Below are 25272 nucleotides of genomic sequence, written 5' to 3'. Positions count from 1 at the left end.
GGCCGGTGACCGGGGCGCGAGACGACGGACGAGGCTGGGACGCGAACCCTCCGGGGGCGACGCCTCCCGGCGGTGACGGGCGCGGGTACGGCTCGGGGGCGACGGCGTACGGCGCCGGGGCGCCGCCCTACGGGCAGGGCGGGCCACCGCCGGCATACGCCCCGGCCCCGGAGCCGTGGGGTGCGCCGCCTCAGCAGCCGTGGGGTGGGCAGCAGGGCCCGTGGTGGACGCCGCCGGCCGTGCCCCTGGCCTGGCCGAAGGGACCCGGACGCCCGGCGCAGGGCACCGCAGCCGCAGTGCTCGGGTTCATCGCCGGTGGGATCGCGATCCTCTGGGGCCTGGTGGGCATCGTGCTGCTGGCCGGCTCGGACGGGGGCAGCGCCACCTGGGTGAGCGTGGTCGTGGGCCTGCCGGCGGGTGCCGCACTGATCTACGGCTCGATCCGGCTGCTGGCCGGCACCGACCGGTGGTTCGTCGTCGGGGGCGGAGCTGCCCTGGCCCTCACCGTGCTGCTGCAGGCGGTCGTCAGCGCGGCCTCCTCCTACGGCTCCGCCTCGGGCCAGGCCACCCTGGTCGTCTTCCTGCTCCCGGTGCCGACGGTCGCCGCCGTGCTGGCCGCGCTGCCGCTGGTCGGCGGCTGGGTCGCCAGCAGGCGGGGTGCCGGACCGAGGCAGGACAGCCCGCAGGGCTGGTAGGTCGGCTCGTCCGGGCCGGGTTCCACGTGGAACCCGGCCCGCCGTGTGTCCGGGGTGCCGACCCCGACCGCCACGGGCAGGGTGGGCCGATGAGCATCGACGTCGTCGACCTGGTCCGCGAGCTCGTCCGCCGTCCCACGGTCTCCGGTGACCCCCGGCCCCAGCGGGACGTGATGGGCGTGGTCACCGAGGTGCTCCGCGCGCAGGCGCCGCACCTGCAGCGCACCGACGGCGACGACGCCGACCAGCCGTGGACCCTGCTCACCACCCCCACCGACCCCGACCGGCCGCGGCTGCTGTTCGCCTGCCACGTCGACACCGTCCCGGCCGCGGACGCCACGCACTGGCAGCGCGACCCCTTCGGTGCCGACGCCGAGGACGGCCGGGTGTGGGGCCGCGGCGGCTCGGACATGAAGGCCGGCCTGGTGGCCGCGATCGCCGCCGTCGCCGCGGCCGACCCCGAGACCCCCGTCGGCCTGCTGCTCACCAGCGACGAGGAGATCGGCTCGAAGGGCGCCCAGGTCGCCGCCCGGGCGCTGCAGGGCACCCGCACGGGCGCGGTCGTCGTCCCCGAGGCCACCGGCAACGAGGTCGTCCTGGGCCACCGCGGTGCGCTGTGGCTCGCCGTCCGCGCCGCCGGGAGGGCCGCGCACGGCAGCACCCCGCACCTGGGCCACAACGCCGTCATGGACCTCGTCGCCGTCCTCCAGCGCGCCGGCACCCAGCTCCCGCTGGCCAGCGAGGCGTTCCTCGGCACCGAGACCTGGAACCCGGGTGTGATCAGCGGTGGCACGGTGCCCAACGTCGTCCCCGACGCCGCCGAGGTCGTCGTCGACCTGCGCACCGTCGGGGACGGCGCCGCGCTGCAGGCCTGGTGGCGGGCCCAGCCCGAGGTCGCCGACGTCGAGGTCCGGGTCGACCTGCCCCCGCTGCTCACCCCCGCCGACGACCGGTGGGTGCAGGCCCTGCCGGCGGAGACGCGCAGCCAGCCGGCCACCTACTTCACCGACGGCTCGGTCCTCGGCCCGGTCGCCGACGGCGCCCCGATCGTCGTCTGGGGCCCGGGCACCCCGGCCGTCATGCACGCCCGCGACGAGTACGTGGAGGTCACCGAGCTCGAGCATGCCGCCCGCACCTTCGCCGAGGTGGTCGCCCGCTGGGACCGATGACTTCCGCCGGGCCCGCCGGTCCGAGAGGGTGACAGACCCCGCCCCAGAGGAGACCCGATGACCGCGAACCTGTGCCCGTACCTGTCCTTCGACGGCAACGCCCGGGAGGCGATGGAGACCTACCAGCGCGTGCTGGGCGGTGAGCTGACCGTCAACACCTTCGGGGAGTTCGGCATGGAGGGCCCCGACGCCGCCCGCGTGATGCACAGCCAGCTGGACACCCCCGACGGCATCCTGCTGATGGGCTCGGACACCGGCCCCGGCATGGGCTTCGAGAAGGCCGCGGGGGCCAGCGTGTGCATCAGCGGCACCGACACGGAGAAGCTGCGTGGCTGGTGGGCGCAGCTGTCCGAGGGCGGCGAGGTGCAGGTGCCGCTGGAGAAGCAGATGTGGGGCGACGAGTACGGCCAGTGCACCGACCGCTTCGGCACCCCCTGGATGTTCAACGTGGGGTCCGCACCGGACGCGGCATGATCGGGGGGTGACCGACTTCGAGCTCCTCCTGCCGCAGGCCGTCGACGTCCGCGAGGTCGGGATGCGCGACGGCCTGCAGCTGGAGGCGCCGGTGCCGCTGGCCGACAAGCTGGCGATGCTCGAGGCCCTGGTGGAGACCGGGGTGCGCCGGATCGAGGTGACCTCCTTCGTGTCCCCGAAGGCGGTGCCCGCGCTGGCCGACGCCGACGCGCTCGCCGCCGAGCTGCACCGCTTCCCGGGCGTGCACTTCTCCGCGCTGGTGGCCAACACCCGGGGTGCGCAGCGGGCCGTGGACGCCGGGATCGCCGACCTGGAGTACGTGGTCAGCGCCTCGGACAGCCACTCCCGGGCCAACGCCGGCCGGCCCACGAAGGAGGCCGTGGCCGCCGTCCCGGACATCGCCGCGCTCGCCCACGGTGCCGGCGGCAGCCTCGAGGTGGTCGTCGCGACGGCGTGGGACTGCCCCTTCGACGGCCGCACCGCCCTGGACCGCACGGTGGACGTCGCCCGGGCCTCGGTCACCGCCGGCGCCGACCAGCTGTGCCTGGGCGACACCATCGGGACGACGACGCCGCTGCGGGTGGTGCGGCTGCTCGACGAGGTCCGCCGGGCCACCCCGGGCGTCCCCCTCGGCGTGCACTTCCACGACACCCGCGGCACCGGTCAGGCCAACGCGCTGGCCGCCGTCCAGGCCGGGGTCACCCAGCTGGACTCCTCGGTGGGCGGGCTGGGCGGCTGCCCGTTCGCCCCCGGCGCCAGCGGCAACATCGCCACCGAGGAGCTCGTGTACTGGCTGGAGGACTCCGGGGTGCGCACCGGCATCGACCTCGACGCCGTCCTGGCCGCCGCCGCGGTCACCCGGCGGGCGGTCGGCCGGGAGCTGCCCAGCTCGCTGTTCCGTGCCGGAGGTCGCAACGCCCCGCGCGGCACGTGGTCCCCGGAGGTGGTGGGATCGCAGGCATGAGCGAGCAGCCCCCGGAGATCGTCGACCCCCGTGTGATGCGGGACGTGCTCGGCCACTTCGCCTCCGGCATCACCATCGTCACCGCGATCGCCGACGACGGCCCGATCGGGTTCACCTGCCAGTCCTTCAGCTCCCTGTCGCTGGACCCGCCGCTGGTCGCCTTCGCCCCCGCGAGGAGCTCGACCACCTGGCCGCGGCTGCGCGAGGCCGGCCGGTTCTGCGTGAACGTGCTGGCCGACGACCAGGACCGGCTGTCCTCGCAGTTCGCCCGCTCGGGCACCGACAAGTACGCCGGGGTGAGCTGGGAGCCCAGCGCACACGGCTCACCGGTGCTGGACGGCGTCGTGGCCTGGATCGACTGCGAGCTGTTCGCCGAGCACGAGGGCGGGGACCACACCATCGTCGTCGGCCGGGTGCTCGACCTCGGCGCGACGGCGGAGAAGGCCCCGCTGGTCTTCCACCGCGGCGCCTACGGCCTGCAGACGAAGGGCTAGTCGAAGCGGACGGCGATCAGCGCGACGTCGTCCCGGCGGTCGAGGTCGGCTGCGACCGCGTGGTCGCACAGGTCCTGCGGCAGCGCGTCCACCGGGGCGTCCCGCAGCCGCCGCACCAGCGTCCGGATGCCCTCGTCGAGGTCGGCGCCGGGGTGCTCGATGAGCCCGTCGGTGTAGCCGATCAACGTGGTCCCCACCGGCACCTCGAGGTGCAGGGTCTCCCGACGGGACTCCCGGTCCACGCCCACCAGCAGCCCGCTCACCTCGTCCAGCACCTCGACGCTGCCGTCGGGACGGCGGACGAGCAGCGGGGGGTGCCCGGCGTTGGCGATGGCCAGCGTCCAGGGCCGGCCCTCCCCCGCCGGGGGCTCGGCCCGCACGTAGGCCATGGTCGCCATCGAGGCCACGTGCAGGCCCTGGACCAGCCGGTCGACCCGGCCGAGCACGGCACCCGGGTCGGCGTCGGTGGGCTCCCAGACGCAGGCCCGCAGCAGTCCGCGCAGGTGGCCCATCGCCGCCGCGGCCACCACGTCGTGGCCGACCACGTCGCCGATCGCCACCCCGACCGACCCGTCGGGCAGCGCCAGCAGGTCGTAGAAGTCCCCGCCGACGTCGGCTGCGGTGGACGCGCTGACGTAGTGCGCCGCCGAGGTGATCCGCGGGATCTCCGGCAGGTCGGGCAGCAGGGAGCGTTGCAGGGTCTCGGCGACCTCGTGCTCCTGCTGGTAGAGCCGCACGTTGTCCATCGCGAGGGCGGCCCGGCGGGACAGGTCCTCGGCCAGGTCGACGTCCTCGCGGTCGAACCCGCGGTCGTCGCTGGTCATCACCAGCGCCATCGCGCCCAGCGTGCGACGCCGGGCCACCATCGGGACGCTGAGCACCGACGTGCCGCCCAGCCGGCGGAACAGCCCGGCGGTCGACGGGTGGCTGAACACCGCGGCGGTCCGCTCGTCGTCCATGTCCGGGATGAGCACCGGCAGCGAGGTGTCCAGGGCCTGGCGGCTGGGGGACGCCTCCGGCAGGTGCATGGCGTGCAGGTTGCTGAACTGGCGCAGCTCGTCGTGCATGCCGTCGCGGTGCCGGGCCGCGGTCTCCCGGACGTCGCCGAACGGGTCGACGAGGGTGATGAACACCCAGTCGGCCAGCAGGGGCACGCACAACCCGGCCAACCGGTCGAGCAGCTCGCTCATCTCCAGCGTCGCCGACAGGGTGCTGGTCGCCTCGGCCATCAGCGCCAGGCGGCTCTGCGCCAGCTCCGCCTCGGCCGTGGCCCGCTCGGCGTCGGCGCGGGCCTGCTCGGCGACGGCCTGGGCGATCTCGGCCTCCCGGCGGGCGGACTGCTCGGCGGCGAACGCCGACGCCCGCTCGCCCTCGACCCGCACCCGCTCGGTGACGTCGGTCTGCACGCCCACGAAGCTGACCAGCTCACCCGTGCCGTCGAAGACCGGGGTGATCGACAGCTGGTTCCAGAAGGCCGTGCCGTCCTTGCGGTAGTTCAGCAGCGTCGTGGTGAGCGGCTCGTGGGCCCGCAGGGCCGCGCCGATGGCGTCCACGGCCGCCCGGTCGGTGGCCGGCCCCTGCAGGAACCGGCAGTTGCGGCCCACCGACTCCTCGTAGGAGAAGCCGGTGACCCGGGTGAAGGAGGGGTTGACCCACACCAGCGGGTCGTCGGGCTGCCGGGGGTCGGTGATGGTGAAGGTGATGTCGGTGGCGACGACGGCCCGGTCGCGCAGGGCCTGCAGCTGGGCCTCGGGGTCGGCCGAGGTGCCGCCGTCGACCTGGAGGAAGACGACCAGGGCCAGCTGCTCGGCGTCGGGGTCCTGGGAGAGCGGGAACCCGGTGACCCACAGCGTGAGCGGGTCGCTGTCGTCGTCGGCGGCGCCGGCGCGGTCGGCGTCGGTGCTGCGCAGCGGCGACAGCCGCACGGCCTCCCCGGCGACGGGTGACCCGTCGGCCACCTGGGAGAGCGGGCTGCCGGTGCTGGCCAGCGGCGCGCCGGTGAGGTCGGTCAGGCCCGCCGACGCACCCCACTCGTCGATCGGGACCGGCAGCCGCACGTGCCCGGCGATCTCCACCGCAGCGGTGTTGGCGTAGACCACGGTGCCGGCCGAGCGGTCGATGACCAGCACGGCCACCGGGACGTCGGAGAGCACGCCGGGCAGCGCGGACCGGGCACCCTGGGGCCGGTCGGACACCAGGGCCTCGGCAGCGCCCACGATGCCGGCCTGTGAGGACCCGTCCGCCGGGGACGCCGCCACACCGGCGACCGCCGCGGCGGCTTCCGGGGGGACGGGGACCGACGCGGCCCGCGGCTCGTCGCGCTCAGACGGCACGCGTACAGCATAAGCGGGGGCTGTGACCCGGGACCGTTCCGCATTCCGCTCCGGGGTCGCGGGCCTCAGGCGGCGCCGGGGTCCGGCGCGCCGGGGGGGTCGTCGGGGGCGTGGCGTCGAGCTCGGCGAGGTGCCGCAGCCACAGCAGGCCCAGCACCGGCAGCACCAGCGGGATGAACCCGTAGCCCTGGCCGTAGACCGACCACACCGTGGCGTCCGGGAACGCCTGCCGGTCCAGCAGGGACAGCGTGCCCACCACGAGGACCCCCACCAGTTCGACCAGGACGGCGACCACGGCGGTGCGTCGCCCGCCCCGACCGCCGCAGGCCAGCCCGATCGTGGCGACCAGGTAGACGACCGCGGAGAACGCCGACAGCAGGTAGGCCACCGGTGCCTCGTCGAACTGGGTGGCCAGCTGGACGGCGGCCCGGGCGCCCGCGGCCAGGGCGAAGGTGCCGTAGAGGGCGACCAGGACCCGGCCGGGCCCCCGCGAGCCGTGGTCGGTCGGCCCGTCGGAGCCGGCCGCCGGGGCGCCCAGGCGGTCAGCCACCGGTGGCCTCCCACAGCTGGAGCAGCCGCCACACCATGACGGCGACGACGAGACCGGCCACCGCGATCACGGACCCGGCCCACCGCGTGGGCTCGGTGCGCGACCACAGCACCCCGGCGACCGGCACCAGCACCACGCTGACCAGGTAGGCCAGGAAGGTGGCCGTCTCCGGGGGGCGTTCCCCGCCGACGAGGGCGACGACGACCAGCACCAGCTGCACGACCAGGATCAGCTCCAGCACCCCGGCGACGACCAGGTGGGCCTGCCCGGTGCGGCGGCGGAGGACGGTGGACAGCACGCCGAGGGCGACCAGCACCAGGGCCACCGCGGAGGCCGCGACCACCAGGGGGGTGCTCACACGGGGTCCAGCGGTCCGGTCACGCCCGCCATCCTCCCAGTGCGACGTCCGCCGGGCGCTACTGGCGGGTAGGGCACGATCGGGTCTCGTAGCCCCCGCGGGGCCTCCCCAGGAGCCCGGTGGTGGGACAGAATCGGGGCATGACCGTCCGCGATCTGGTGAGCGACCTCTTCGCCGAGCACCTGGACCGGCCGACGGCCCACCCGGTCCGGCTGCAGACCCTGGTCGCGCTGCTGGAGGACCTCGAGATCGCCGAGCCGACCACCCGGGTCGCGATGGCCGGGCTGCGCCGCGAGGGTCTCTTCACCGCCAGCCGCAGCGGCCGGGAGACCCTCTACACGCCGACCGACCGGCTGCGCGCGGTCCGCGAGCGCCGCCAGGAGCGCCTGGATCAGCGGCTGCTGCCCTGGGACGGCCGCTGGCGGATGGTCATCTACACCGTCCCGGAGACCGACCGCGCCACCCGGGAGCGGGTCCGCCGCACCCTGGGCAGGCACGGCTTCGGCATGCTGGCCCCGGCGACCTGGATCTCCCCCCAGGAGGCGGCGCTGGACGAGGTGCGCGCCGAGTTGGCCACCGAGCCGATCGCCCGGCTGGACGTGCTGCGGGCCACGATGGCCGACGCCGACATGCCCGCCACCGACTTCGAGCTCGCGCACCGCTGCTGGGACCTCGACGCCCTCGCCGCCGGGTGGCGGGAGCTGACCGCCGCGTTCCGCGGTCAGCTGGCCGCCCCCTGCCCCAGCGGCGCGGAGGCACTGCGGGCCCACCTGCGCTCGCTGCGCGCGTTCCGGGTGATGGTGGGGAGCGACCCGTTCCTGCCCCCGGAGCTCAAGGCCACCGACTGGCCAGGGCAGGACGCCTGCGACACCTGGACCGAGCTGAGCGCCCGGCTGGCCGACCCGGCCCGCGAGCACGTGGGAGCCCGGCTGGCCGAGGACGTCGGCGAGGTCGTCGCCCCCCGGGCCCAGCAGGACTCCCCGTCGCTCATCTGATGCCGTTCTCCTGAGGTGCTGCCCGGTGCGGGTCGCTCAGACGTGCACCGAGGACATGTCCGGGTAGCGGTCGCCGGCGGCCGCGCCCACCGGGGCGGCCTCGTCCAGGGCCTGCAGGTCGTCGGCGCTGAGGACGACGTCGGCCGCGGCCGCGTTCTCCTCCAGGTAGGACACCCGCTTCGTGCCCGGGATCGGCACGATCGTGGGCAGCCCCTCGGCGCCCGAGCGGGCCATCACCCAGGCCAGTGCCAGCTGTGTCGCGGTGACGCCCTTGCCCTCGGCCAGCTCGCGCACCCGGTCGACCAGCCGCAGGTTCTGCTGGAACGCCTCCCCCTGGAACCGCGGGTTGACCCGGCGGAAGTCGCCCTCCTCCAGGTCGTCCACGCTGCGGATCTGCCCGGACAGGAAGCCGCGGCCGATGGGTGAGTAGGCGACGAACCCGATGCCGAGCTCGGCGCAGGCGGCGAACACCCCGTCGGTCTCGGGGTCCCGGGTCCACAGCGAGTACTCGGTCTGCACGGCGGTCACCGGCTGCACGGCGTGCGCCCGGCGGATCGTGTCGGGAGCGGCCTCGGAGATGCCGGCGTGCCGGATCTTGCCGGCCTGGACCAGCTCGGCCAGGGCGCCCCAGGTGTCCTCGATCGGCACGGAGGGGTCGACCCGGTGCTGGTAGTAGAGGTCGATGACGTCGACGCCCAGCCGCTGCAACGAGGCGTCGCAGGCGCTGTGCACGTACTCCGGGCGCCCGTTGATGCCGACGCGGGAGCCGTCGGGGTTGCGCTCGTTGCCGAACTTGGTGGCCAGCACGACCTCGTCGCGCCGGCCGGCGATCGCGGCCCCGACCAGCTGCTCGTTGGTGAAGGGGCCGTACATGTCGGCGGTGTCGAGGAAGGTGACGCCCAGGTCGAGGGCGCGGTGGATGGTCCGCTCGGCCTCCGCCTGGTCCCCGGTGCCGTAGAACTCGCTCATCCCCATGCAGCCCAGGCCCTGGGCGGCGACGGTCAGGTCGTTCAGCGTGCGTGTGTCCATGCCCGTCGTCCTGCCCGGACGGTGCATCCCGCAACCACCCGGGTACCCCGTGAACCGAACCGGTCCGGGGGCTGGATGCGAAGGTGGGGCATGAAGCGCGGAGACGTGGCCCCCGATTTCGAGCTCCCGGACCAGGACGGCACGCCCCGGCGGCTGTCCACGATGCTGCAGGACGGTCCGGTGGTGCTGTTCTTCTACCCGCTGGCCTCCTCCGGCGGGTGCACCACCGAGATGTGCTCCGTCCGCGACGAGCAGGCCCGGTTCGCCGCCGTCGGCGCGCAGCGGGTGGGCATCAGCCGGGACTCGGTGCAGAAGCAGAAGGTGTTCGCCGAGGGCAACGGGTTCGACTACCCGTTATTGGCCGATGTCGACGGCGCGGTCTGCGAGGCCTATGGCACCAAGCGCAACATGAACGCCGCGCCGGTGAAGCGGCACACCTACGTGATCGGCACCGACGGCCTGGTCAAGGACGTCATCAAGAGCGAGTTCCGCTTCGCCAAGCACGCGGACAAGGCGCTGGCGGCGCTGTCGCCCTCCTGAGTCAGCCGGCCAGCTCGGCGCGGATCTCCGCGTCGTGCTGGCCGACGGCCGGCACGGAGCCGACCGCGCCCGGGGTGACCGAGAACCGGGGGGCGACGGCGGGCTGGTGCACGCCGTCCACCTCGACGAACACCCCGCGCTCGGTGCTGTGCTGGTCCTGGACCGCCTCCAGCAGCGACCACACCGGGGCGACGCAGGCGTCAGTCCCGGCGAAGACCTGCCACCACTCGTCCCGGGTGCGGCTGCCGATCACCTCGGCGAACCGGTCGCGCAGCTGCGGCCAGGCGCGCACGTCGGACCGGTCGGGCAGCGAGGCGTCCCCGGCCAGGCCGAGACCGGTGAGCAGCGCCGCGTAGAACTGCTCCTCCAGTGCACCGACGGCGAGGAACGTCCCGTCCGCACACCGGTAGACGTCGTAGAACGGCGCGCCGGTGTCGAGCAGGTTCCCCCCGCGCACGTCGCGCCAGGTGCCCTGGTCGAGCATCCCGTGGATCATCGTGGTGAGCACCGCGGTGCCGTCCACGATGGCGGCGTCGACCACCTGGCCCTGCCCCGTCGTCCGGGCGTGCAGCAGGGCGGCGACCGCGCCCAGGGCGAGGAACACCCCGCCGCCGCCGAAGTCGCCGAGCAGGTTCAGCGGCGGTGCCGGGCGCTCGTCGGGTCGACCGGTGGCCCCCAGCGCCCCGGTCAGCGCGACGTACCCGATGTCGTGCCCGGCCGAGTGCGCCAGCGGCCCGGTCTGCCCCCAGCCGGTCATCCGGCCGTAGACCAGCGCCGGGTTGAGCTCCAGCGCCTGCTCCGGGCCCAGCCCCAGGCGCTCCATCACCCCGGGGCGGAAGCCCTCCAGCAGCACGTCGGCCCGCCCGACCAGCGCCCGGACGACGGCGAGGTCCTCGGCGTCCTTGAGGTCCAGCGCGATCGACCGCTTGCCGCGGTCGAGCAGCGAGGTCCCGCCCAGTGCGCCGATCAGCCCGGTACCGGCGCTGCGCCGGTCGATCCGGACGACGTCGGCGCCCAGGTCGGCCAGCAGCATCCCGCAGAACGGGCCCGGGCCCAGGCCGGCGAACTCCACGACGCGCACACCCTGCAGCGGTCCGGCCACGGTGCCCCACTCTCCTCAGGTCGTGGTGGCATGCTCCCGCACCGTGCGTCCCTACGTCGTGGTGGCGGTCGGCGGCGCCCTGGGGGCCCTGGCCCGGTACGGCGTCCAGCTCGGCCTCCCGCACTCCCCCGGCGCCTGGCCGTGGGCGACCGTGGCCGTGAACCTCACCGGCTGTCTGCTCATCGGCCTGCTGCTCGCGGTGCTGCTGGCCCGGGCGCCGGACCACCCGTGGCTGCGGCCGTTCCTGGCCACCGGGGTGCTCGGGGGCTACACCACCTTCTCCACGTTCTCCGTCGACGCCGTCCAGCTCGTCGAGGCCGGCCGGTGGCTGCTGGCGGTCGCGTACCTGCTGGTCAGCGTGGTGGGCGGACTGGCCGCCGTCGTCCTCGGGCTGGGCGTGGGCCGGCGGGTGGCCCGGTGACCGCGCTGTGGGTGGCGCTCGGCGCGCTGGTCGGGGCGCCGCTGCGGTTCGCCGCCGACCGGGCGGCGGTGCGGTGGCGGGGCCGGGGCAGCGTGCTCGGGATCCTGGCGGTCAACGTGCTCGGCAGCCTGGTGCTGGGCGTCGTCCTCGGCCTGCGCGACATCTCCCCCGCGGTGGTCGCCCTGGTGGGCACCGGCTTCTGCGGCACGCTGACCACGTTCTCCACCTTCGGCTTCGACGTCGTCCGGCTGGTCGAGGAACGGGCGGTGGGCCGGGCGCTGGCCTACGTGGCCGGGTCGTTGCTGCTGGGCGTCGGGGCGGCGGCGGTCGGGTACCTCGCCGTCCGATGACCTGCGACGGCCGCCGGGCCTCAGTAGGGTCGGGCCAGCATGGTTGATGAGACGCAGTCAGACAGTCCCGTGGTCGTGGTCGCCAACCGACTCCCGGTGGACCAGGTCGTCGCCGCCGACGGCACGGTCAGCTGGACCCGCAGTCCCGGTGGCCTGGTCACCGCCCTGGAGCCCTTCGTGGCCGGCCGCGGCGGTGCCTGGGTGGGCTGGTCGGGCTCGGCCGGGGAGGCCCCGGAGCCCTTCGAGTCCGGCGGCATGCACCTGGTCCCGGTCGCCCTGAGCGAGGACGACGTCGACCAGTACTACGAGGGGTTCTCCAACGCCTCGCTCTGGCCGCTCTACCACGACGTGGTCGAGAAGCCGGAGTACCACCGCACCTGGTGGAACAGCTACGTGCAGGTCAACCGCCGGTTCGCCGAGAAGGCCGCCGAGGTCGCCGCCGAGGGCGCGATCGTCTGGGTGCACGACTACCAGCTGCAGCTGGTGCCGGCGATGCTCCGCCAGCTGCGCCCGGACCTGACCATCGGGTTCTTCCTGCACATCCCGTTCCCGCCCTACGAGCTGTTCACCCAGCTGCCGTGGCGCAACGCCGTGGTCGAGGGCCTGCTGGGCGCCGACCTCATCGGCTTCCAGATGCCGGCCGCGGCGACGAACTTCGTCCAGCTGGCCAAGCGCCTGCACGAGCTGCCCACCAAGGGCGGGACGATCGAGTACGAGGGCCGCACGGTCACCGTCAAGGCGTTCCCGATCTCGATCGACGTCTCGGTGTTCGACGAGCTGGCCCGGTCCCCGGAGGTGCTCGAGCGGGCCGCGGAGATCCGCCGCGAGCTCGGCAACCCCGACAAGGTCGTGCTCGGGGTCGACCGGCTGGACTACACCAAGGGCATCGGCGTCCGGCTCGAGGTCTTCCTGGAGCTGCTGGAGGACGAGCTGATCGAGGCGCCGTCCACGGTGTTCATGCAGGTGGCGACACCCAGCCGTGAGCGGGTCGAGCACTACGTGACCATGCGCGAGACGATCGAGCAGCAGGTCGGGCACATCAACGGGGTCTTCGGCTCGACCACCGGTCCGGCGGTGCACTACTTCAACCAGTCGATGCCGCGCGAGGAGCTCGCCGCCCTCTACCGGGCCGCCGACGTCATGCTCGTGACGCCCTACCGGGACGGCATGAACCTGGTGGCCAAGGAGTACGTCGCCGCGCGCAGCGACAACGGCGGCACGCTGGTGCTCAGCGAGTTCGCCGGTGCCGCGGCCGAGCTCAAGCAGGCCTACCTGGTCAACCCGCACGACAAGGACGGCGTCAAGAAGCAGCTGATGCGCGCGCTGCGGGCCGACCCGGCGGAGTCGGCGAAGGCGATGAAGGCGATGCGCCGCTACCTGCGGGGTCACGACCTCGACCACTGGGCCGGGTCGTTCTTCGACGCCCTGGAGGCCCAGTCGTGAGCGGGTTGGACCTGACGCTGGAGGACGCGCTGGACGCCCTCGCGCTGCGCCGTCCGCTGCTGCTGGCCACCGACTACGACGGCGTGCTGTCCGCGCTGGCCGACGTCCCCTCCGAGGCCGGGCCGCAGCCGTGGGCGGCGGACCTGCTGACCCGCCTCGCCGCGGCTCCTGACGTCACCGTCGCCCTGGTCAGCGGTCGGGGCGTGGCCGACCTGCAGGCCACCAGCGGTTTCACCGGCCCCTACCGCTGGGTCGGCAGCCACGGGGCGGAGTTCGACGGCGGGCCGGACCCCGAGCTGCTGGCCCACCGCGACACCCTGGTCGCCGCGCTCGAGCCGCTGGTGGACGCCGTCCCCGGTGCCCGGCTGGAGGTCAAGCCGGCCGCGGTCGCCGTGCACGTGCGCACCGCGACGGACCGGGACGCAGCCGCCGGCCTGCTGGCCGCCGCCGACGCCGCCGCGGACACCGGGATCACCCGCAAGCCGGGCAAGGACGTGCTGGAGCTGGCCCTCACCGACGCCGACAAGGGGACGGCGGTGCTCCGGCTGCGCCGCGAGCTCGGCGCCGACGGGGCGCTGTACCTGGGCGACGACACCACCGACGAGGACGCGTTCACTGCCCTCGGTCGGGAGGACGTGACCGTGAAGGTCGGCCCCGGCGAGACCGCCGCCGCACACCGGGTTCCCGACCTGGACGGCGTCCGCGCCCTGCTCGAGCGCCTGGCCACGGCCCTGCACGTCTGACGTCCCCGGAAACCGCGGTTTCTGGGACGTGCGCGGGTTGTGTAACCAAGGGACAGCCCCGGACCTGTGACGTGGGTCGCCGCGGGCCCTAGCGTCCCGTCACGTGATCGCCGTCTCCCCAGCGTCGGGGGTGCACCTCCCGTGCAGCTGACCCGCAGAGGTTTCCTGGCCGGAGCGCTCGCGCTGCCGGCCCTGTCCGCGTTGTCGGCCTGTGCCGGCACCGTCGTCTCCCCGGGCGACCTGTCCCGCCTGCGCATGATGGTCCCGGCCAGCCCGGGCGGCGGGTGGGACACCACCGCCCGCACGCTCCAGCGCGTGATCCAGCAGACCGGGGTCGCCCGCAACGTCCAGGTGTTCAACGTCGAGGGGGCCGGCGGCACGATCGGCCTGGGCCAGCTGTCCCGCGAGGACGACGACGCCCTGCTGATGATGATGGGCCTGGTCATGGTCGGGGCCATCGACACCAACGACTCGAGCACCCGGCTCACCGACGTCACCCCGATCGCCCAGCTGATCGCCGAGACCGAGCTGATCGTCGTCCCGGCCGAGTCGCCCTACGAGACGCTCGAGGACTTCGTCCAGGGCTGGGCCGCCGACCCGCGCGGCACCCCGATCGCCGGCGGCTCGGCCGGCGGCACCGACCAGATCCTGGCCGGGCTGCTCGCCCAGGCCGTCGGCATCGACCCGATCGAGGTCAACTACATCGCCTACTCCGGCGGTGGTGAGTCCCTCGCCGCGCTGCTGGGCGACCAGGTCGCCGCCGGCATCTCCGGCACCGCCGACTACGGCCCCCAGGTGCAGAGCGGCGACCTGCGCGGCATCGCCGTCTCCACCGCGGACCGGTCCACCCAGGTGCCCGACGTGCCCACGATCCTGGAGAGCGGCTACGACGTCGAGGTCACCAACTGGCGCGGCCTGATGGCCCGCCCGGGGATGAGCGCCGGCGCCCGCGAGGACCTCATCGGCCTGGTCACCGAGGCGCACGACACCGACGAGTGGCAGGAAGCGCTGGACACCAACGGCTGGCTGGACACCTTCATGACCGGAGACGAGTACGGCGAGTTCCTCGCCGAGGAGGAGACCCGCGTGCGCCAGGTCCTGACCGAGATCGGGTTGATCCAGTGAGCGCCAGCGAGATGGGCCATCAGACGCAGCCAGTGAGCACCCGAGCGGACGACGTCCGCCCCGTGACCGAGCCGACCACCACCACCAAGCGCAACACCGGCGAGCTGGTGCTCGCCGTCCTGCTGGCCGCCCTGGGCGTCTACCTGCTGGTCGACGCCGGCGCGATCGCCGTGCCCGGCTCGACGAACACCCTGGGCCCGCGGTTCTTCCCCTACCTCGTCGGCGGGCTGACCGTCGTCACGGGTGCGTTCCTGGCGCTGCGGGTGCTCCGCGGTGACCGGGCGCCCTCCGACGACAGCGAGGACGTCGACCCCGACGCCCCGACCGACTGGCGCGCCGTCGCCGTCATCGCGGTTGCCTTCCTGGCCCACGCGCTGCTGATCAACGTCATCGGCTGGCCGTTGGCGGTCGCGCTGATGTTCGCCGCGGTGGCCTGGGCGCTGGGGGCGGTCGGCATCGTCCGGCCCTTCCTCATCGGCCTGGCCCTGGGCTGCATCGCCTGGGTCCTGTTCGTGAAGGCCCTCAACGTGGCGCTGCCCGGCGGCACGGTCCTCGAGTTCGTGACGAGCTGGTTCTGATGGGCATCGAGGCACTCCTCGGCGGGTTCGCCGACGCGATCACCCCGGTCAACCTGCTCTTCGCGCTGCTCGGCGTCGTCCTGGGCACCGCGGTCGGCGTGCTGCCGGGCATCGGCCCGGCCATGACGGTGGCGCTGCTGCTGCCGGCCACCTACGTGCTGGAGCCCACCGCGGCGCTGATCATGTTCGCCGGCATCTACTACGGCGGCATGTACGGCGGGTCGACGACGTCGATCCTGCTCAACACCCCCGGTGAGTCCAGCTCGATCATGACCGCGCTCGAGGGCAACAAGATGGCCAAGGCCGGCCGCGGGTCGGCCGCGCTGGCCACCGCTGCCATCGGCTCCTTCGTCGCCGGCACGATTGCCACCCTGCTGCTTGCGCTGGTCGCCCCGACCGTGGTCGACCTCGCCATCGGGATCACCGCGGCCGACTACTTCGCCCTCGCGGTCATCGCGTTCGTCGCCGTCTCCACCGTGCTCGGGTCCTCCCCGCTGCGCGGACTGGCGGCGCTCTGCCTGGGCCTGTACCTGGGCCTGGTCGGCACCGACCTGATCACCGGTCAGGAGCGCTTCACCCTCGGCATCCCTCAGCTGTCCGACGGCATCGACGTCGTCGTGGTCGCCGTGGCGCTGTTCGCCGTGGGCGAGTCGCTGTTCGTGGCCAGCCGGCTGCGCAAGGGCGCCGTGCAGGTCATCGACCACAAGGGCAACTGGATGACCCGAGAGGACTTCAAGCGCTCCTGGAAGCCCTGGCTGCGCGGGACGGCGTTCGGCTTCCCGTTCGGCGCCCTGCCCGCCGGTGGTGCCGAGATCCCGACCTTCCTCAGCTACGCCACCGAGCGGAAGCTCAGCAAGCACCCCGAGGACTTCGGCAAGGGCGCGATCGAGGGCGTCGCCGGACCGGAGGCGGCCAACAACGCTGCCGCCGCCGGTGTCCTGGTGCCCCTGCTGACCCTGGGCCTGCCCACCTCGGCCACTGCGGCGATCATCCTGGCCGCGTTCCAGGGCTACGGCATCCAGCCCGGCCCGACGCTGCTGACCACCGAGGGTCCGCTGGTGTGGGCGCTCATCGCCTCGTTGTTCATCGGCAACGTGATGCTGCTGGTGCTCAACCTGCCCCTGGTCGGCGTCTGGGTGAAGCTGCTCAAGATCCCCAGGCCCTACCTGTACGCCGGCATCCTGGTCTTCGCCTCGCTCGGCTCGTTCGCGGTCAACGCCGACCCGCTGGACCTGGTCATCCTCATGGTGCTGGGTCTGCTCGGGTTCGTGATGCGCCGCTACGGCTGGCCGGTCGCCCCCGCGGTGATCGGGCTGATCCTCGGCCCGATCGCGGAGAACAACCTGCGCCGCGCGCTGGCGATCAGCGACGGCGACCTGTCCGCGCTGACCGACACCTGGTTCAGCCGGATCGTGCTGCTGCTCGCACTCGTCGCCCTGGTCGGGCCGTTCGTGCTGCGGCTGGTGAAGGGCCGGCGGGCCACGCCGGAGGAGGTCCAGCGGGACGGGCAGCTGGAGCACCGGGACGACGAGAGCGTCGTCACGTCGGGCAGGGACCAGTGATGGGAGAGGATCGTCGGATGGCCGTCGTCGTCGTGGGGTACGTCCCCAACACCCGCGGGCGCTTCGCGCTCGACCACGCCCTCGCGGAGGCCCGTCGTCGCGACGCGCTGCTTGTGGTGGTCAACAGCTCCCGCGGGGACGCCCTGGTGGACTCGGACTTCCTGCAGGGCGACGCGCTGCGCGCCCTGCACGACGAGCTCACCGCCTCGGGGGTGCGCGCCGAGGTGCGCCAGCCGGTGCGCGGCCGGGACGTCTCCGAGGAGCTGGCCGACGTGGTCCGCGAGACCGACGCCGAGCTGCTGGTCATCGGGCTCAAGAAGCGCTCGGCGGTGGGCAAGCTGCTGATGGGCTCGGCCGCCCAGCGCATCCTGCTCGACGTCGAGTGCCCGATCCTTGGGGTGAAGAGCTCACCGCACGAGGCCTGACCCGCGGCACCGCACCACCGGACGCCCACCGCCCCGGACCCGTCGAGATGTCGACCGGTCCGGGGCGGTGACCGTTGTGCCGTGCACCGGTTCGGACACGACCGACCCCTCGGCGCGAGGCCGGGGCGGGTGGGGCCGAAGTGACGGGTGTGACCGGCCACACCGCCGGCCCGTCGTCGTCCAGGAGTCCCCGTGCGCTGGTTCACCGATCGATCCGTCTCCGTCAAGACCGGTGCCATCGTCGCCGTGGTCTGTCTGCTCAGCGGCGTGCTGATGGCCGTGGCCGCGTTGCGCTCCCAGGAGCTGCGCGCCGAGGCCGACGACCTCTACACCGGACACGTGGTCGGCCTGGACGCCCTCGGGGAGATCCAGCGCAGCTACCAGGGCGACCGCGCCCGCTACATCACCTACGGCCTGGCCGACGCCGAGACCCGCGCCGCGCTGGCCACCGAGCTCGCCGAGCGGCAGACCACCCTGCAGGACCAGCTGGCCGGCTACGCCCCGCTGGCGATCGACCCGGCTGCCTGGGAGCAGTTCCGCGCCGACCTCGCCGCCTACTACGCCGTCGTGGACGACGAGCTCGTGCCCGCCGCCGACCGGGGGGACACCGCCGCGGTCGCCGCGCTGGTCACCGGCCCGGTGCAGGCCGCCACCGACGCGGTGATGGACGACTTCTCGGCCGAGCAGACCCGCTCCAGCGAGGAGGCGGCGGGTCAGATCGTCGGAGCCGACGCGGCCGCCTCGCGGACGCTGTGGGTGCTCGGGCTCGGGCTGCTGGCCGTCGTGGTGATCGGCAGTGCCCTGGCCTGGGTCGTCGTCCGCGGCATCCGCCGGTCGGTCGCCTCGGTGCACCGGTCGCTGACCGCGCTGGAGTCCGGCGACCTGACCGTCGTCCCCGAGGTGCACTCGGCCGACGAGCTGGGCCAGATGGCCCGGGCGCTGACCAGCGCCCAGGTGCGGCTGCGTGAGCTGATGGCCGCCGTCGTGGGCTCGGCCGACGCGGTCGCGGCGTCCAGCGAGGAGCTGTCGGCGTCCTCGGCGCAGATCTCGGCCGCCGCACAGCAGACCTCCACGCAGTCCGGGCAGGTGTCGCGGTCGGCCGACGAGGTGTCCCGCAACGTGGCCACGGTGGCCGCGGGGGCCGAGCAGATGAGCGCGTCGATCCGGGAGATCGCGCAGAGCGCCAACGAGGCCGTGCGGGTCGCCACCACCGCGGTGGGCGAGGCCGAGACCACCAACGCCACGGTCACCCAGCTCGGCGTCTCCTCCAAGGAGATCGGCGACGTGGTCAAGGTCATCACGTCCATCGCCGAGCAGACCAACCTGCTGGCGCTGAACGCGACGATCGAGGCGGCGCGGGCCGGGGAGGCCGGGAAGGGCTTCGCCGTCGTGGCCAACGAGGTGAAGGAGCTGGCGCAGGAGACGGCCCGGGCGACCGAGGACATCGCCCGCCGGGTGGAGGCCATCCAGGGCGACTCGGTGGCCGCGGTCGCCGCCATCGGCCGGATCTCGGTGACCATCGGGACGATCAACGACCACCAGCTGACCATCGCCAGCGCGGTCGAGGAGCAGACGGCCACGACGAACGAGATGTCCCGCTCGGTGACCGAGGCAGCCGGGGGCACCACCGAGATCGCCGGCACGATCACCGGGGTCAGCGACGCCGCCGGGGCGACCACCCAGGCGCTGGGTCAGACCCAGGTCGCCGTGGACGAGCTGGCCCGGATGGCCGGCGAGCTGCGGACGACGGTGGGTCGGTTCCGTTACTGAAGCTGGAAGGACCGGCGGGAGAGGCCCATCATCCAGCCGTCGATGGTGGTGGTGACCGGGCGCTCGGGCTGGTCGGCGGCGCCGAGGGTGACGAACAGCGGCGTGAAGTGCTCGACCGTCGGGTGGGCGTAGGGCAGGCCCGGGGCGCGGTGGGCGTAGTCGGCGAGGGCGTCGACGTCGCCCCGGTCCAGGGCGTCGGCGGCCCAGGCGTCGAAGTCCGCCGACCAGCTCGGCACCTGGCCGCTGGTCACCGACTCGCGGGTGAGGAACGGCAGGCCGTGGGTCATGAAGCCCGAGCCGATCACCAGCGTGCCCTCCTCGCGCAGCTCGCGGACCCGGCGGCCCAGGTCCATCAGCCGCTCCGGGTCGTGGGTGGGCAGGCTCATCTGCAGCACCGGGACGTCGCCCAGGGGGTACATGACCTTCAGCGGCACCCAGGCGCCGTGGTCCAGGCCGCGGTTGCTGTGCTCGTGGACCTGCTCGGAGTCCGGCATGGCGGCGGCGACCCGGCGGGCGAGGTCGGAGGCGTCCGGGGTCTCGTAGGTCATCTCGTAGTAGCGCCTGGCGAAGCCGCCGAAGTCGTAGACCAGCGGCGTGTGCGCGGCCGACCCGGACAGCGACAGCGGCGCGGACTCCCAGTGCGCGCTGACGATCAGCACGTCCTTGGGCTTGGGCATCGACAGCGCCCAGGTGTGCAGGTCGCGCATCCACGGGCCGTCGTCGAACAGCGGGGGCGCGCCGTGGCTGAGGTACAGGCTCGGCAGGGCCCCGTCCTCGGCGGTCCAGCTGCGCTGCTCGCGCGCGGCGGGGAGTGCGTCGACGAGGAAGTCGTCGAAGGCACCGGCGGGCACCTGCGGGTCGAAGATCGAGGCCATGGCACGACCGTAGGCCCAGGTGCATGAAACGTCAACAAAACAGGACCGGACTCAACTCCACCCGCGCCCGGTCGAGGGTGTTCCACGTGCAACAGCAGCGGACGGGACGACGACGGTGGGTGCGGGCGCTGGCGCTGGCGGTGGTGGGCGCGGCGGTGCTCACGACGGCCGGGGTGCCGGCGACGCCGGTGCCCACGCCGGTCCTCCAGCTGGCGAGCACCGAGGACCCCGTGCCCCCGACCGGCATCACGGTCACCGGTCAGGACACCGCCCTGCTGGTCCGGTGGACGGCGTCCGGGGAGACAGGGACCAACGGCTACCGGGTGGTCGTCGGCGGCGTCGACCGCGGCACCACCACCGCAACCAGCCTCACGGTGACCGGCCTGGTCAACGGCACGGACTACGCCGTCACCGTGGCCACCCGCACGCGCGGGGGCTTCTTCGGCCTGACCCAGTACGAGGGGCGCCCGAGCGCCCCGGTGAGCGGGTACCCCCGCGACGGCGTCGCCCCGGCCGCGCCGACCGGTGTGGTCGCGGTCCGCGGGGAGCGGCAGGTGCAGCTCTCCTGGGCGGCGAACAGCGAGGCCGACCTCGTCGGCTACCGCGTCCTGCGCGACGGGACGGTGGTCACCGGCACGCTCACCGGCCGCTCCTACACCGACACCGGGCTGACCAACGACGTCACCTACCGCTACACGGTGCAGGCCGTCGACGTCAGCCGGCAGTGGTCGGCGTCGTCCTCCCCCGCCGTCGCCGCCACCCCCACCGACCTCACCCCGCCCGCGGCCCCGACCGGCCTCACCGCGGTCCGTGGCGACGGCCGCGTCGCGCTGTCCTGGACCGCGAACACCGAGTCCGACCTGGGCTCCTACCGGCTGCTGCGCGACGGCGTCGAGGTCGCGACCGTCACCGGCACGTCGGTCACCGACGCCGGGCTGACCAACGACACGACCTACCGGTACTCCCTGGTCGCCGTGGACACCCACGGCAACCGCTCGCCCGCGTCGTCCCCCGCGGTCGCCGCGACGCCCACCGACCTGACGCCACCGACCGTCCCCACCGGGCTGGCTGCCGCCCGCGGCGACGGCCGGGTCGACCTGTCCTGGACGCCGAACACCGAGCCCGACCTGGCCGGCTACCGGGTGTTCCGGGACGGCGCGCTGCTCACCACCGTCCCCGCCGGCACGACCTCGCTGGCCGACACCGGGCTGACCAACGACACCACCTACCGGTACGCGATCGCCGCCGTCGACACCCACGGCAACGCCTCGGCGACGTCGGCACCGGCCGTGCCGGGCACCCCCACCGACCTCACCGCCCCGGCCGGGCCCACCGGGCTGGTCGCCACCCGCGGCGACGGGGAGGTCGCCCTGAGCTGGACGGCGTCCCCCGAGCCGGACGTCGCGTCGTACCGGTTGCTGCGCGACGGCGTCGTCGTCGCGACCGTCACCGGCACCTCGGTGACCGACACCGGGCTGACCAACGACACGGCCTACCGCTACACGCTGGTCGCGGTCGACGGGCACGGCAACGCCTCGCCGCCCTCTCCCCCGGTCGACGCCACCCCCACCGACCTGACCCCGCCGCCGGCCCCCACCGACGTGGCCGCGACCGCGGGGGAGCGCTCGGCCACGGTCACCTGGGCGCCGTCGGCCGCCGGGGACGTCGTGGCGCACCGGGTGCTGCGCGACGGCGTCGTCGTCGCCACCTCGACCGGGTCGTCGGCGACGGTCACCGGCCTCGAGCCTGCGCCGGTGTCGTTCACCGTGGTCGCCGTCGACGGGCACGGCAACGTCTCCCCGGTGTCCGCGACGGTCACCGTGACGCCGGTGGACACCACCGCGCCGGCGGTCCCGACCGGGATCACCGGCCGGGCCGGGGACACCGCGGCCACCGTCGGGTGGCAGCCGGTCGCCGACACCGACGTCGCGGGCTACCGGGTGCTGCAGGACGGTGACGTGGTCGCCACGGTCACCGGCACGTCGACGACGGTGTCCGGGCTGGTCAACGGCACGTCCTACCGCTTCACCGTGGTGGCGTTCGACGGGAGCGGCAACGCCTCGGCGGCGTCGGTCGCGGTGGTCGTCGTCCCGGCGGTGGGCACGGTGCCCCCGCTCGGCTCCGGCGAGACCGGCGGGCTCGCGGCCTCCCGGGACGGCCGGTTCGTCGTCGTCGGCACCCGGGCGCAGCTCGAGCCCGCGGACACCAACAGCGCCTACGAGCTGTACCTGCTCGACCGCACCGCCGGCACCGCCGTCCGCGTCGCCCCCCTGGCCGTGACCGCCACAGGTGCCACCGACCCGACGAACACCGCCGCCCCGGCGGTCAGCGACGACGGGCGGTACGTCGCGCTGGCCACCACCGCCGCGCTGCTGCCGGCCGACACCAACCGGCTCAGCGACGTCTACCGACTGGACCTGGCCACCCGCACCTGGGTGCTGGTCAGCGTCCCGGCCGGGGGGCGGGTCAGCGCCACGGTGGCCGGCACCGTGCTGCAGACCGGCTCGTCGGTGCACGCGACCAGCCCGACGGTGGCGATGAGCGCCGACGGCGACCTCGTCGCGTACTACTCCGCGCGGGCCGACCTCGGGCCGCGGGACACCAACGGCGCCGTCGACGTCTACGCCACGCGGGTGTCCACCGGCGCGGTCACCCGGGTCTCCACCACCGCGACCGGCACGGACCTGCCGCGCACCGCCACCGGCCCGGCCCTGGCGCTCACCCCGGACGGCCGGTTCGCCGTCTTCCCGGCGACCTCGTCGTCGGGCCCGCTGGTGCTCTACCGGAAGACGCTGTCGGGGGCCGGCGCGGGCGAGGCGGTCGTCGTCTCCACCGTGGTCGCCGCCGGCCGGACGACGGAGGTCGCGGTCTACCGGGACGCCGGGGACGTCGCGGTCTCCGACGACGGCCGGTACGTCGCCCTGGTGACGGCGGCGAAGCCGACCGCGCCGGGCAGCAGCTGGTCGACGGGGCTGGCCTACCGCAAGGACGTCGTCACCGGCGCGCTCTCCCCAGTGGGCAGCGGGCAGACCGCGGCCTGGGAGCACCAGGTCGGCCTGGACCCGACCGGCCGGTACGGGTTCTTCTCCACGACGGCGGCCGTCACGCCGGGGGACGCCAACGGGCACACCGACGTCGTCCGCCGGGACCTGGAGACGGGCACGCTGACCCTGGTCACCGCCGACGCCGACGGCCGGACGACCACCGGGCCGGCCGGGGCGGTGGCGCCGGCGGAGTACGGCCGGGTGCTGCCGGTCAGCGGCGACCTGGTGCTGCTGACGACGTCCCAGGCCCTGCTGCCCGCCGATGCGAACCGACTGCGCGATCTCTACGCCAAGGACCTGTCCACCGGCGCGGTCCTCTCCCCCGTGCGCTGAGTGGAGGGTGGGAGGTGAGGAGACCTCGCCTCCCGCCCTCCACTCAGCGGAGCCAGTGGGCCTCGTAGGGGCGCAGCTGGACGGCGCCGTCGCTGATCACCGGGGCCTCGCCGGTGAGGTGGTCGACCACCCGGGCCGGGTCCAGGCCGAGCTCTCGGAGCACGTCGAGGGGCACGTGCCGGGGCTCGGGGGCCACGTTGTAGACGCCCAGCACGGTGCCCAGCGGGTGCCGGCGGGCGACGAGCAGGACGGCGGGGTCGCGCGGGTCGAGCACCTGCGCGGCGACCGAGGCGTGCAGCTGGGGCAGCGTCGCCCGGGCCGCGGCCATCGCCCGGATGCCGGCCGCGATCGCCGGGGACACCGGGGCGGGCGGTCCTTCCGCGGGCCAGGTGAGCCGGGGGCGGTGCGCCCAGCGGTTGTCCTCGGCGTGCCCGGGCTCCTCGGCCCAGTGCGGGTCGTTGAGCATCCCCAGCTCGTCCCCGCTCCACAGCACCGGCAGCCCGCCGAACCCGAGGACGACGGCGTGCGCGAGCAGCACCCGGGCGACGGCGTTCGGGTCCCAGGCGCCGAGTCCGGCCAGCGAGGCGGCGGTGCCGGAGATGCGGCGGTCCCCGGTCTCCTCGTTCTCCCCGAAGACCAGCCCGCGGGCCCAGGAGCCGGGGAAGGCCCCGGAGTACCAGTCGGAGAGGAACCGGCGGTGCGCGGACCCGGACAGCCCCACGGCCGCGGCGTCCCCGTCGTCGACGGCCCAGCCGATGTCGTCGTGGCAGCGCACGTAGGTGATCCAGGCCGTGGTGGACGGCGGGACGGGGAGCTGCTGCAGCGCGCGGGAGGCCAGCACCGCGTCGCGGGCGGCCAGCATCGACCAGACCTGGACCATCAGCCCGTTGTGGTAGGCGAGGTCGCTGACCCTGCCCCAGTGCTCGCCCTGCCCGAGGTAGCCGACCAGGTCCCGCGGGCCGACGATCGCCTCGGCCAGGAAGACCGTCGCCGGGCAGGCGATCCGGGCCACCGCGCGCAACGCCCGGGTCAGCGCGTGCACCTCGGGCTGGTTCTGGCAGTTCGTGCCCAGCCGCTTCCAGGTGAAGGCGATCGCGTCCAGCCGCAGCACCTCGACGCCGTGGTTCGCCAGCTCCAGCACGACGTCGGCGTAGGCGCAGAACACGTCGGGGTTGGACCAGTCGACGTCCCACTGGTAGTCGTTGAACGTCGTCCACACCCAGCCGGCGAGGTCGTCGTCCCAGCTGAAGCTGCCGGGAGCCAGGTCGGGGAAGACCTCGGGCAGCGTGGCCTCGTAGGCGTCGGGCTGCGTCCGATCGGGGAAGACGTGGAAGAAGGCGCGCTTCTCCGCGTCGCCTGACCGGGCGGCCCGGGCCCAGGCGTGCTCGCGGGCGACGTGGTTGAGCACCAGGTCCAGGCACAGGCTGATCCCGCGGCCGCGCAGCTCCCGGGTGAGCGCCCGCAGGTCGGCCGTCGTCCCCAGGTCGGGGCGGACCGTGGAGTAGTCGGCCACTGCGTAGCCGCCGTCGTTGGGCGGCGGGCCGGGGGTGAGCACCGGCATGAGGTGCAGGTACGTGACGCCGAGGTCGGCCAGGTACCCCGCGCGGTCGGCGACGTCAGCGAGCGTGCCGGCAAACCGGTCGGCGTAGGCGGCGTAGCCCAGGGCCTCCGGCTGCTGGAACCAGTCCGGGGCCAGGGTGCGACGCAGGTCCAGGGCGTGCAGCTCGTCGTCCCGGTCGGCGAAGGCCTGCGCGGCGGCCAGCAGCAGCCGGTCGGCGACGGCCCCCGGGTCGGGGTAGAGCGGGGTCAGCCCGGCGAGGAGGTCGGGCAGCCAGCGGGCCACCCGGGCGTCGAAGACCTCGCGGCGGTGGGCGGGCAGGTCGTCCAGGACAGACACCCG

At 74.3% G+C, this 25272-nt stretch carries 22 protein-coding genes and 2 pseudogenes; 17 read left to right on the top strand and 7 right to left on the bottom strand.

From position 1 onward, the window contains the following. Positions 1-5 precede the first annotated feature (5 nt). The 5 genes from F1C76_09610 to F1C76_09590 all read left to right on the top strand — a co-directional run bounded on the left by F1C76_09610 (position 6) and on the right by F1C76_09590 (position 3796). Positions 6-695 carry a hypothetical protein gene (locus F1C76_09610; protein QNG36819.1) on the top strand — a complete coding sequence of 230 codons (690 nt, stop codon included), beginning with the start codon at positions 6-8 and terminating at the stop codon, positions 693-695. 95 nt (positions 696-790) lie between these two features. Continuing rightward, a complete protein-coding gene (locus tag F1C76_09605; protein ID QNG39133.1) occupies positions 791-1864 on the top strand; it encodes a M20 family metallopeptidase in 1074 nt (357 codons plus the stop codon). 57 nt (positions 1865-1921) lie between these two features. Further along, a complete protein-coding gene (locus tag F1C76_09600) occupies positions 1922-2338 on the top strand; it encodes a VOC family protein (protein ID QNG36818.1) in 417 nt (138 codons plus the stop codon). A 7-nt stretch (positions 2339-2345) separates the two neighbouring features. Then, positions 2346-3302 carry a hydroxymethylglutaryl-CoA lyase gene (locus F1C76_09595; protein QNG36817.1) on the top strand — a complete coding sequence of 319 codons (957 nt, stop codon included), beginning with the start codon at positions 2346-2348 and terminating at the stop codon, positions 3300-3302. Next, positions 3299-3796: a flavin reductase family protein gene (locus F1C76_09590; protein ID QNG36816.1), complete on the top strand. Its 498-nt coding sequence runs from the start codon at positions 3299-3301 to the stop codon at positions 3794-3796. The genes F1C76_09595 and F1C76_09590 overlap by 4 nt, the downstream gene beginning before the upstream one ends. On the opposite strand, the gene F1C76_09585 is transcribed toward F1C76_09590, so the two are convergent. The 3 genes and pseudogenes from F1C76_09585 to F1C76_09575 all read right to left on the bottom strand — a co-directional run bounded on the left by F1C76_09585 (position 3793) and on the right by F1C76_09575 (position 7037). Beyond that, entirely contained in the window at positions 3793-6129 is a 2337-nt protein-coding gene (locus tag F1C76_09585) for a SpoIIE family protein phosphatase (protein ID QNG36815.1), read from the bottom strand. The genes F1C76_09590 and F1C76_09585 overlap by 4 nt on opposite strands. Positions 6130-6262: 133 nt before the next feature. Further along, positions 6263-6667 (bottom strand): annotated as a pseudogene (locus F1C76_09580) (hypothetical protein). A gap of 4 nt (positions 6668-6671) precedes the next feature. Next, positions 6672-7037: a hypothetical protein gene (locus tag F1C76_09575; protein QNG36814.1), complete on the bottom strand. Its 366-nt coding sequence runs from the start codon at positions 7035-7037 to the stop codon at positions 6672-6674. A 140-nt stretch (positions 7038-7177) separates the two neighbouring features. On the opposite strand from F1C76_09575, the gene F1C76_09570 reads away from it, so the two are divergent. Then, a complete protein-coding gene (locus tag F1C76_09570) occupies positions 7178-8032 on the top strand; it encodes a PaaX family transcriptional regulator (GenBank protein QNG36813.1) in 855 nt (284 codons plus the stop codon). Between the two features lie 36 nt (positions 8033-8068). Here the strand turns inward: F1C76_09570 and F1C76_09565 are convergent, their stop codons facing one another. Beyond that, on the bottom strand, positions 8069-9061 hold the full coding sequence (locus F1C76_09565; protein ID QNG36812.1) for an aldo/keto reductase: 993 nt from the start codon (positions 9059-9061) through the stop codon (positions 8069-8071). Between the two features lie 90 nt (positions 9062-9151). Between F1C76_09565 and F1C76_09560 the strand changes: the two genes are divergently transcribed. Next, positions 9152-9601 carry a peroxiredoxin gene (locus F1C76_09560; GenBank protein QNG36811.1) on the top strand — a complete coding sequence of 150 codons (450 nt, stop codon included), beginning with the start codon at positions 9152-9154 and terminating at the stop codon, positions 9599-9601. Between the two features lies 1 nt (position 9602). Here F1C76_09560 and F1C76_09555 read toward each other — a convergent pair whose 3' ends face one another. Continuing rightward, positions 9603-10703, bottom strand: a complete 1101-nt coding sequence (locus F1C76_09555) for a CoA transferase (GenBank protein QNG36810.1) — start codon at positions 10701-10703, stop codon at positions 9603-9605. A gap of 43 nt (positions 10704-10746) precedes the next feature. On the opposite strand from F1C76_09555, the gene crcB reads away from it, so the two are divergent. The 9 genes and pseudogenes from crcB to F1C76_09510 all read left to right on the top strand — a co-directional run bounded on the left by crcB (position 10747) and on the right by F1C76_09510 (position 19120). Beyond that, positions 10747-11124, top strand: coding sequence for a fluoride efflux transporter CrcB (gene crcB, locus F1C76_09550; GenBank protein ID QNG36809.1), 378 nt, complete (start codon positions 10747-10749; stop codon positions 11122-11124). After that, positions 11121-11474 (top strand): CrcB family protein, encoded by a 354-nt coding sequence (locus tag F1C76_09545; protein ID QNG36808.1) that lies wholly within the window; start codon positions 11121-11123, stop codon positions 11472-11474. Before crcB ends, F1C76_09545 begins: the two co-directional genes overlap by 4 nt. Positions 11475-11513: 39 nt before the next feature. Further along, positions 11514-12917, top strand: a complete 1404-nt coding sequence (locus F1C76_09540) for a trehalose-6-phosphate synthase (GenBank protein QNG36807.1) — start codon at positions 11514-11516, stop codon at positions 12915-12917. A gap of 11 nt (positions 12918-12928) precedes the next feature. After that, complete coding sequence (gene otsB / locus F1C76_09535) at positions 12929-13660, top strand: trehalose-phosphatase (GenBank protein ID QNG39132.1); 732 nt, start codon at positions 12929-12931, stop codon at positions 13658-13660. A 141-nt stretch (positions 13661-13801) separates the two neighbouring features. Further along, positions 13802-14785 (top strand): tripartite tricarboxylate transporter substrate binding protein, encoded by a 984-nt coding sequence (locus F1C76_09530; GenBank protein QNG36806.1) that lies wholly within the window; start codon positions 13802-13804, stop codon positions 14783-14785. Further along, positions 14782-15363: a tripartite tricarboxylate transporter TctB family protein gene (locus F1C76_09525; GenBank protein QNG36805.1), complete on the top strand. Its 582-nt coding sequence runs from the start codon at positions 14782-14784 to the stop codon at positions 15361-15363. Before F1C76_09530 ends, F1C76_09525 begins: the two co-directional genes overlap by 4 nt. Continuing rightward, on the top strand, positions 15360-16925 hold the full coding sequence (locus tag F1C76_09520; GenBank protein QNG36804.1) for a tripartite tricarboxylate transporter permease: 1566 nt from the start codon (positions 15360-15362) through the stop codon (positions 16923-16925). The genes F1C76_09525 and F1C76_09520 overlap by 4 nt, the downstream gene beginning before the upstream one ends. A 17-nt stretch (positions 16926-16942) precedes the next feature. Further along, on the top strand, positions 16943-17350 hold the full coding sequence (locus F1C76_09515; protein ID QNG36803.1) for a universal stress protein: 408 nt from the start codon (positions 16943-16945) through the stop codon (positions 17348-17350). Positions 17351-17548: 198 nt separating this feature from the next. Next, positions 17549-19120, top strand: a pseudogene (locus F1C76_09510) (methyl-accepting chemotaxis protein). Here the strand turns inward: F1C76_09510 and F1C76_09505 are convergent. After that, the gene (locus F1C76_09505; GenBank protein QNG36802.1) at positions 19114-19995 is read right to left on the bottom strand and encodes a dioxygenase; all 882 of its coding nucleotides are present in this window, start codon (positions 19993-19995) and stop codon (positions 19114-19116) included. The pseudogene F1C76_09510 and the gene F1C76_09505 sit on opposite strands and share 7 nt — an antisense overlap. A gap of 23 nt (positions 19996-20018) precedes the next feature. Between F1C76_09505 and F1C76_09500 the strand changes: the two genes are divergently transcribed. After that, positions 20019-23372, top strand: a complete 3354-nt coding sequence (locus F1C76_09500) for a hypothetical protein (GenBank protein QNG36801.1) — start codon at positions 20019-20021, stop codon at positions 23370-23372. 43 nt (positions 23373-23415) lie between these two features. Here F1C76_09500 and F1C76_09495 read toward each other — a convergent pair whose 3' ends face one another. After that, complete coding sequence (locus F1C76_09495; GenBank protein QNG36800.1) at positions 23416-25269, bottom strand: alpha-amylase; 1854 nt, start codon at positions 25267-25269, stop codon at positions 23416-23418. Positions 25270-25272: the final 3 nt, after the last annotated feature.

The sequence above is a fragment of the Geodermatophilaceae bacterium NBWT11 genome, from assembly GCA_014218215.1.
Taxonomy (GTDB): domain Bacteria; phylum Actinomycetota; class Actinomycetes; order Mycobacteriales; family Geodermatophilaceae; genus Klenkia.
This window is presented reverse-complemented; position numbering and strand designations above follow the sequence as displayed.

Excerpts from the sequence above, each read along its gene's own strand:
- F1C76_09600 (QNG36818.1), top strand. The coding sequence starts at position 1,922 with ATGACCGCGAACCTGTGCCCGTACCTGTCCTTCGACGGCAACGCCCGG.
- F1C76_09590 (QNG36816.1), top strand. The coding sequence starts at position 3,299 with ATGAGCGAGCAGCCCCCGGAGATCGTCGACCCCCGTGTGATGCGGGAC.
- F1C76_09570 (QNG36813.1), top strand. The coding sequence starts at position 7,178 with ATGACCGTCCGCGATCTGGTGAGCGACCTCTTCGCCGAGCACCTGGAC.
- F1C76_09565 (QNG36812.1), bottom strand. The coding sequence starts at position 9,061 with ATGGACACACGCACGCTGAACGACCTGACCGTCGCCGCCCAGGGCCTG.
- F1C76_09560 (QNG36811.1), top strand. The coding sequence starts at position 9,152 with ATGAAGCGCGGAGACGTGGCCCCCGATTTCGAGCTCCCGGACCAGGAC.
- F1C76_09540 (QNG36807.1), top strand. The coding sequence starts at position 11,514 with ATGGTTGATGAGACGCAGTCAGACAGTCCCGTGGTCGTGGTCGCCAAC.
- F1C76_09515 (QNG36803.1), top strand. The coding sequence starts at position 16,943 with ATGGCCGTCGTCGTCGTGGGGTACGTCCCCAACACCCGCGGGCGCTTC.
- F1C76_09505 (QNG36802.1), bottom strand. The coding sequence starts at position 19,995 with ATGGCCTCGATCTTCGACCCGCAGGTGCCCGCCGGTGCCTTCGACGAC.
- F1C76_09500 (QNG36801.1), top strand. The coding sequence starts at position 20,019 with ATGAAACGTCAACAAAACAGGACCGGACTCAACTCCACCCGCGCCCGG.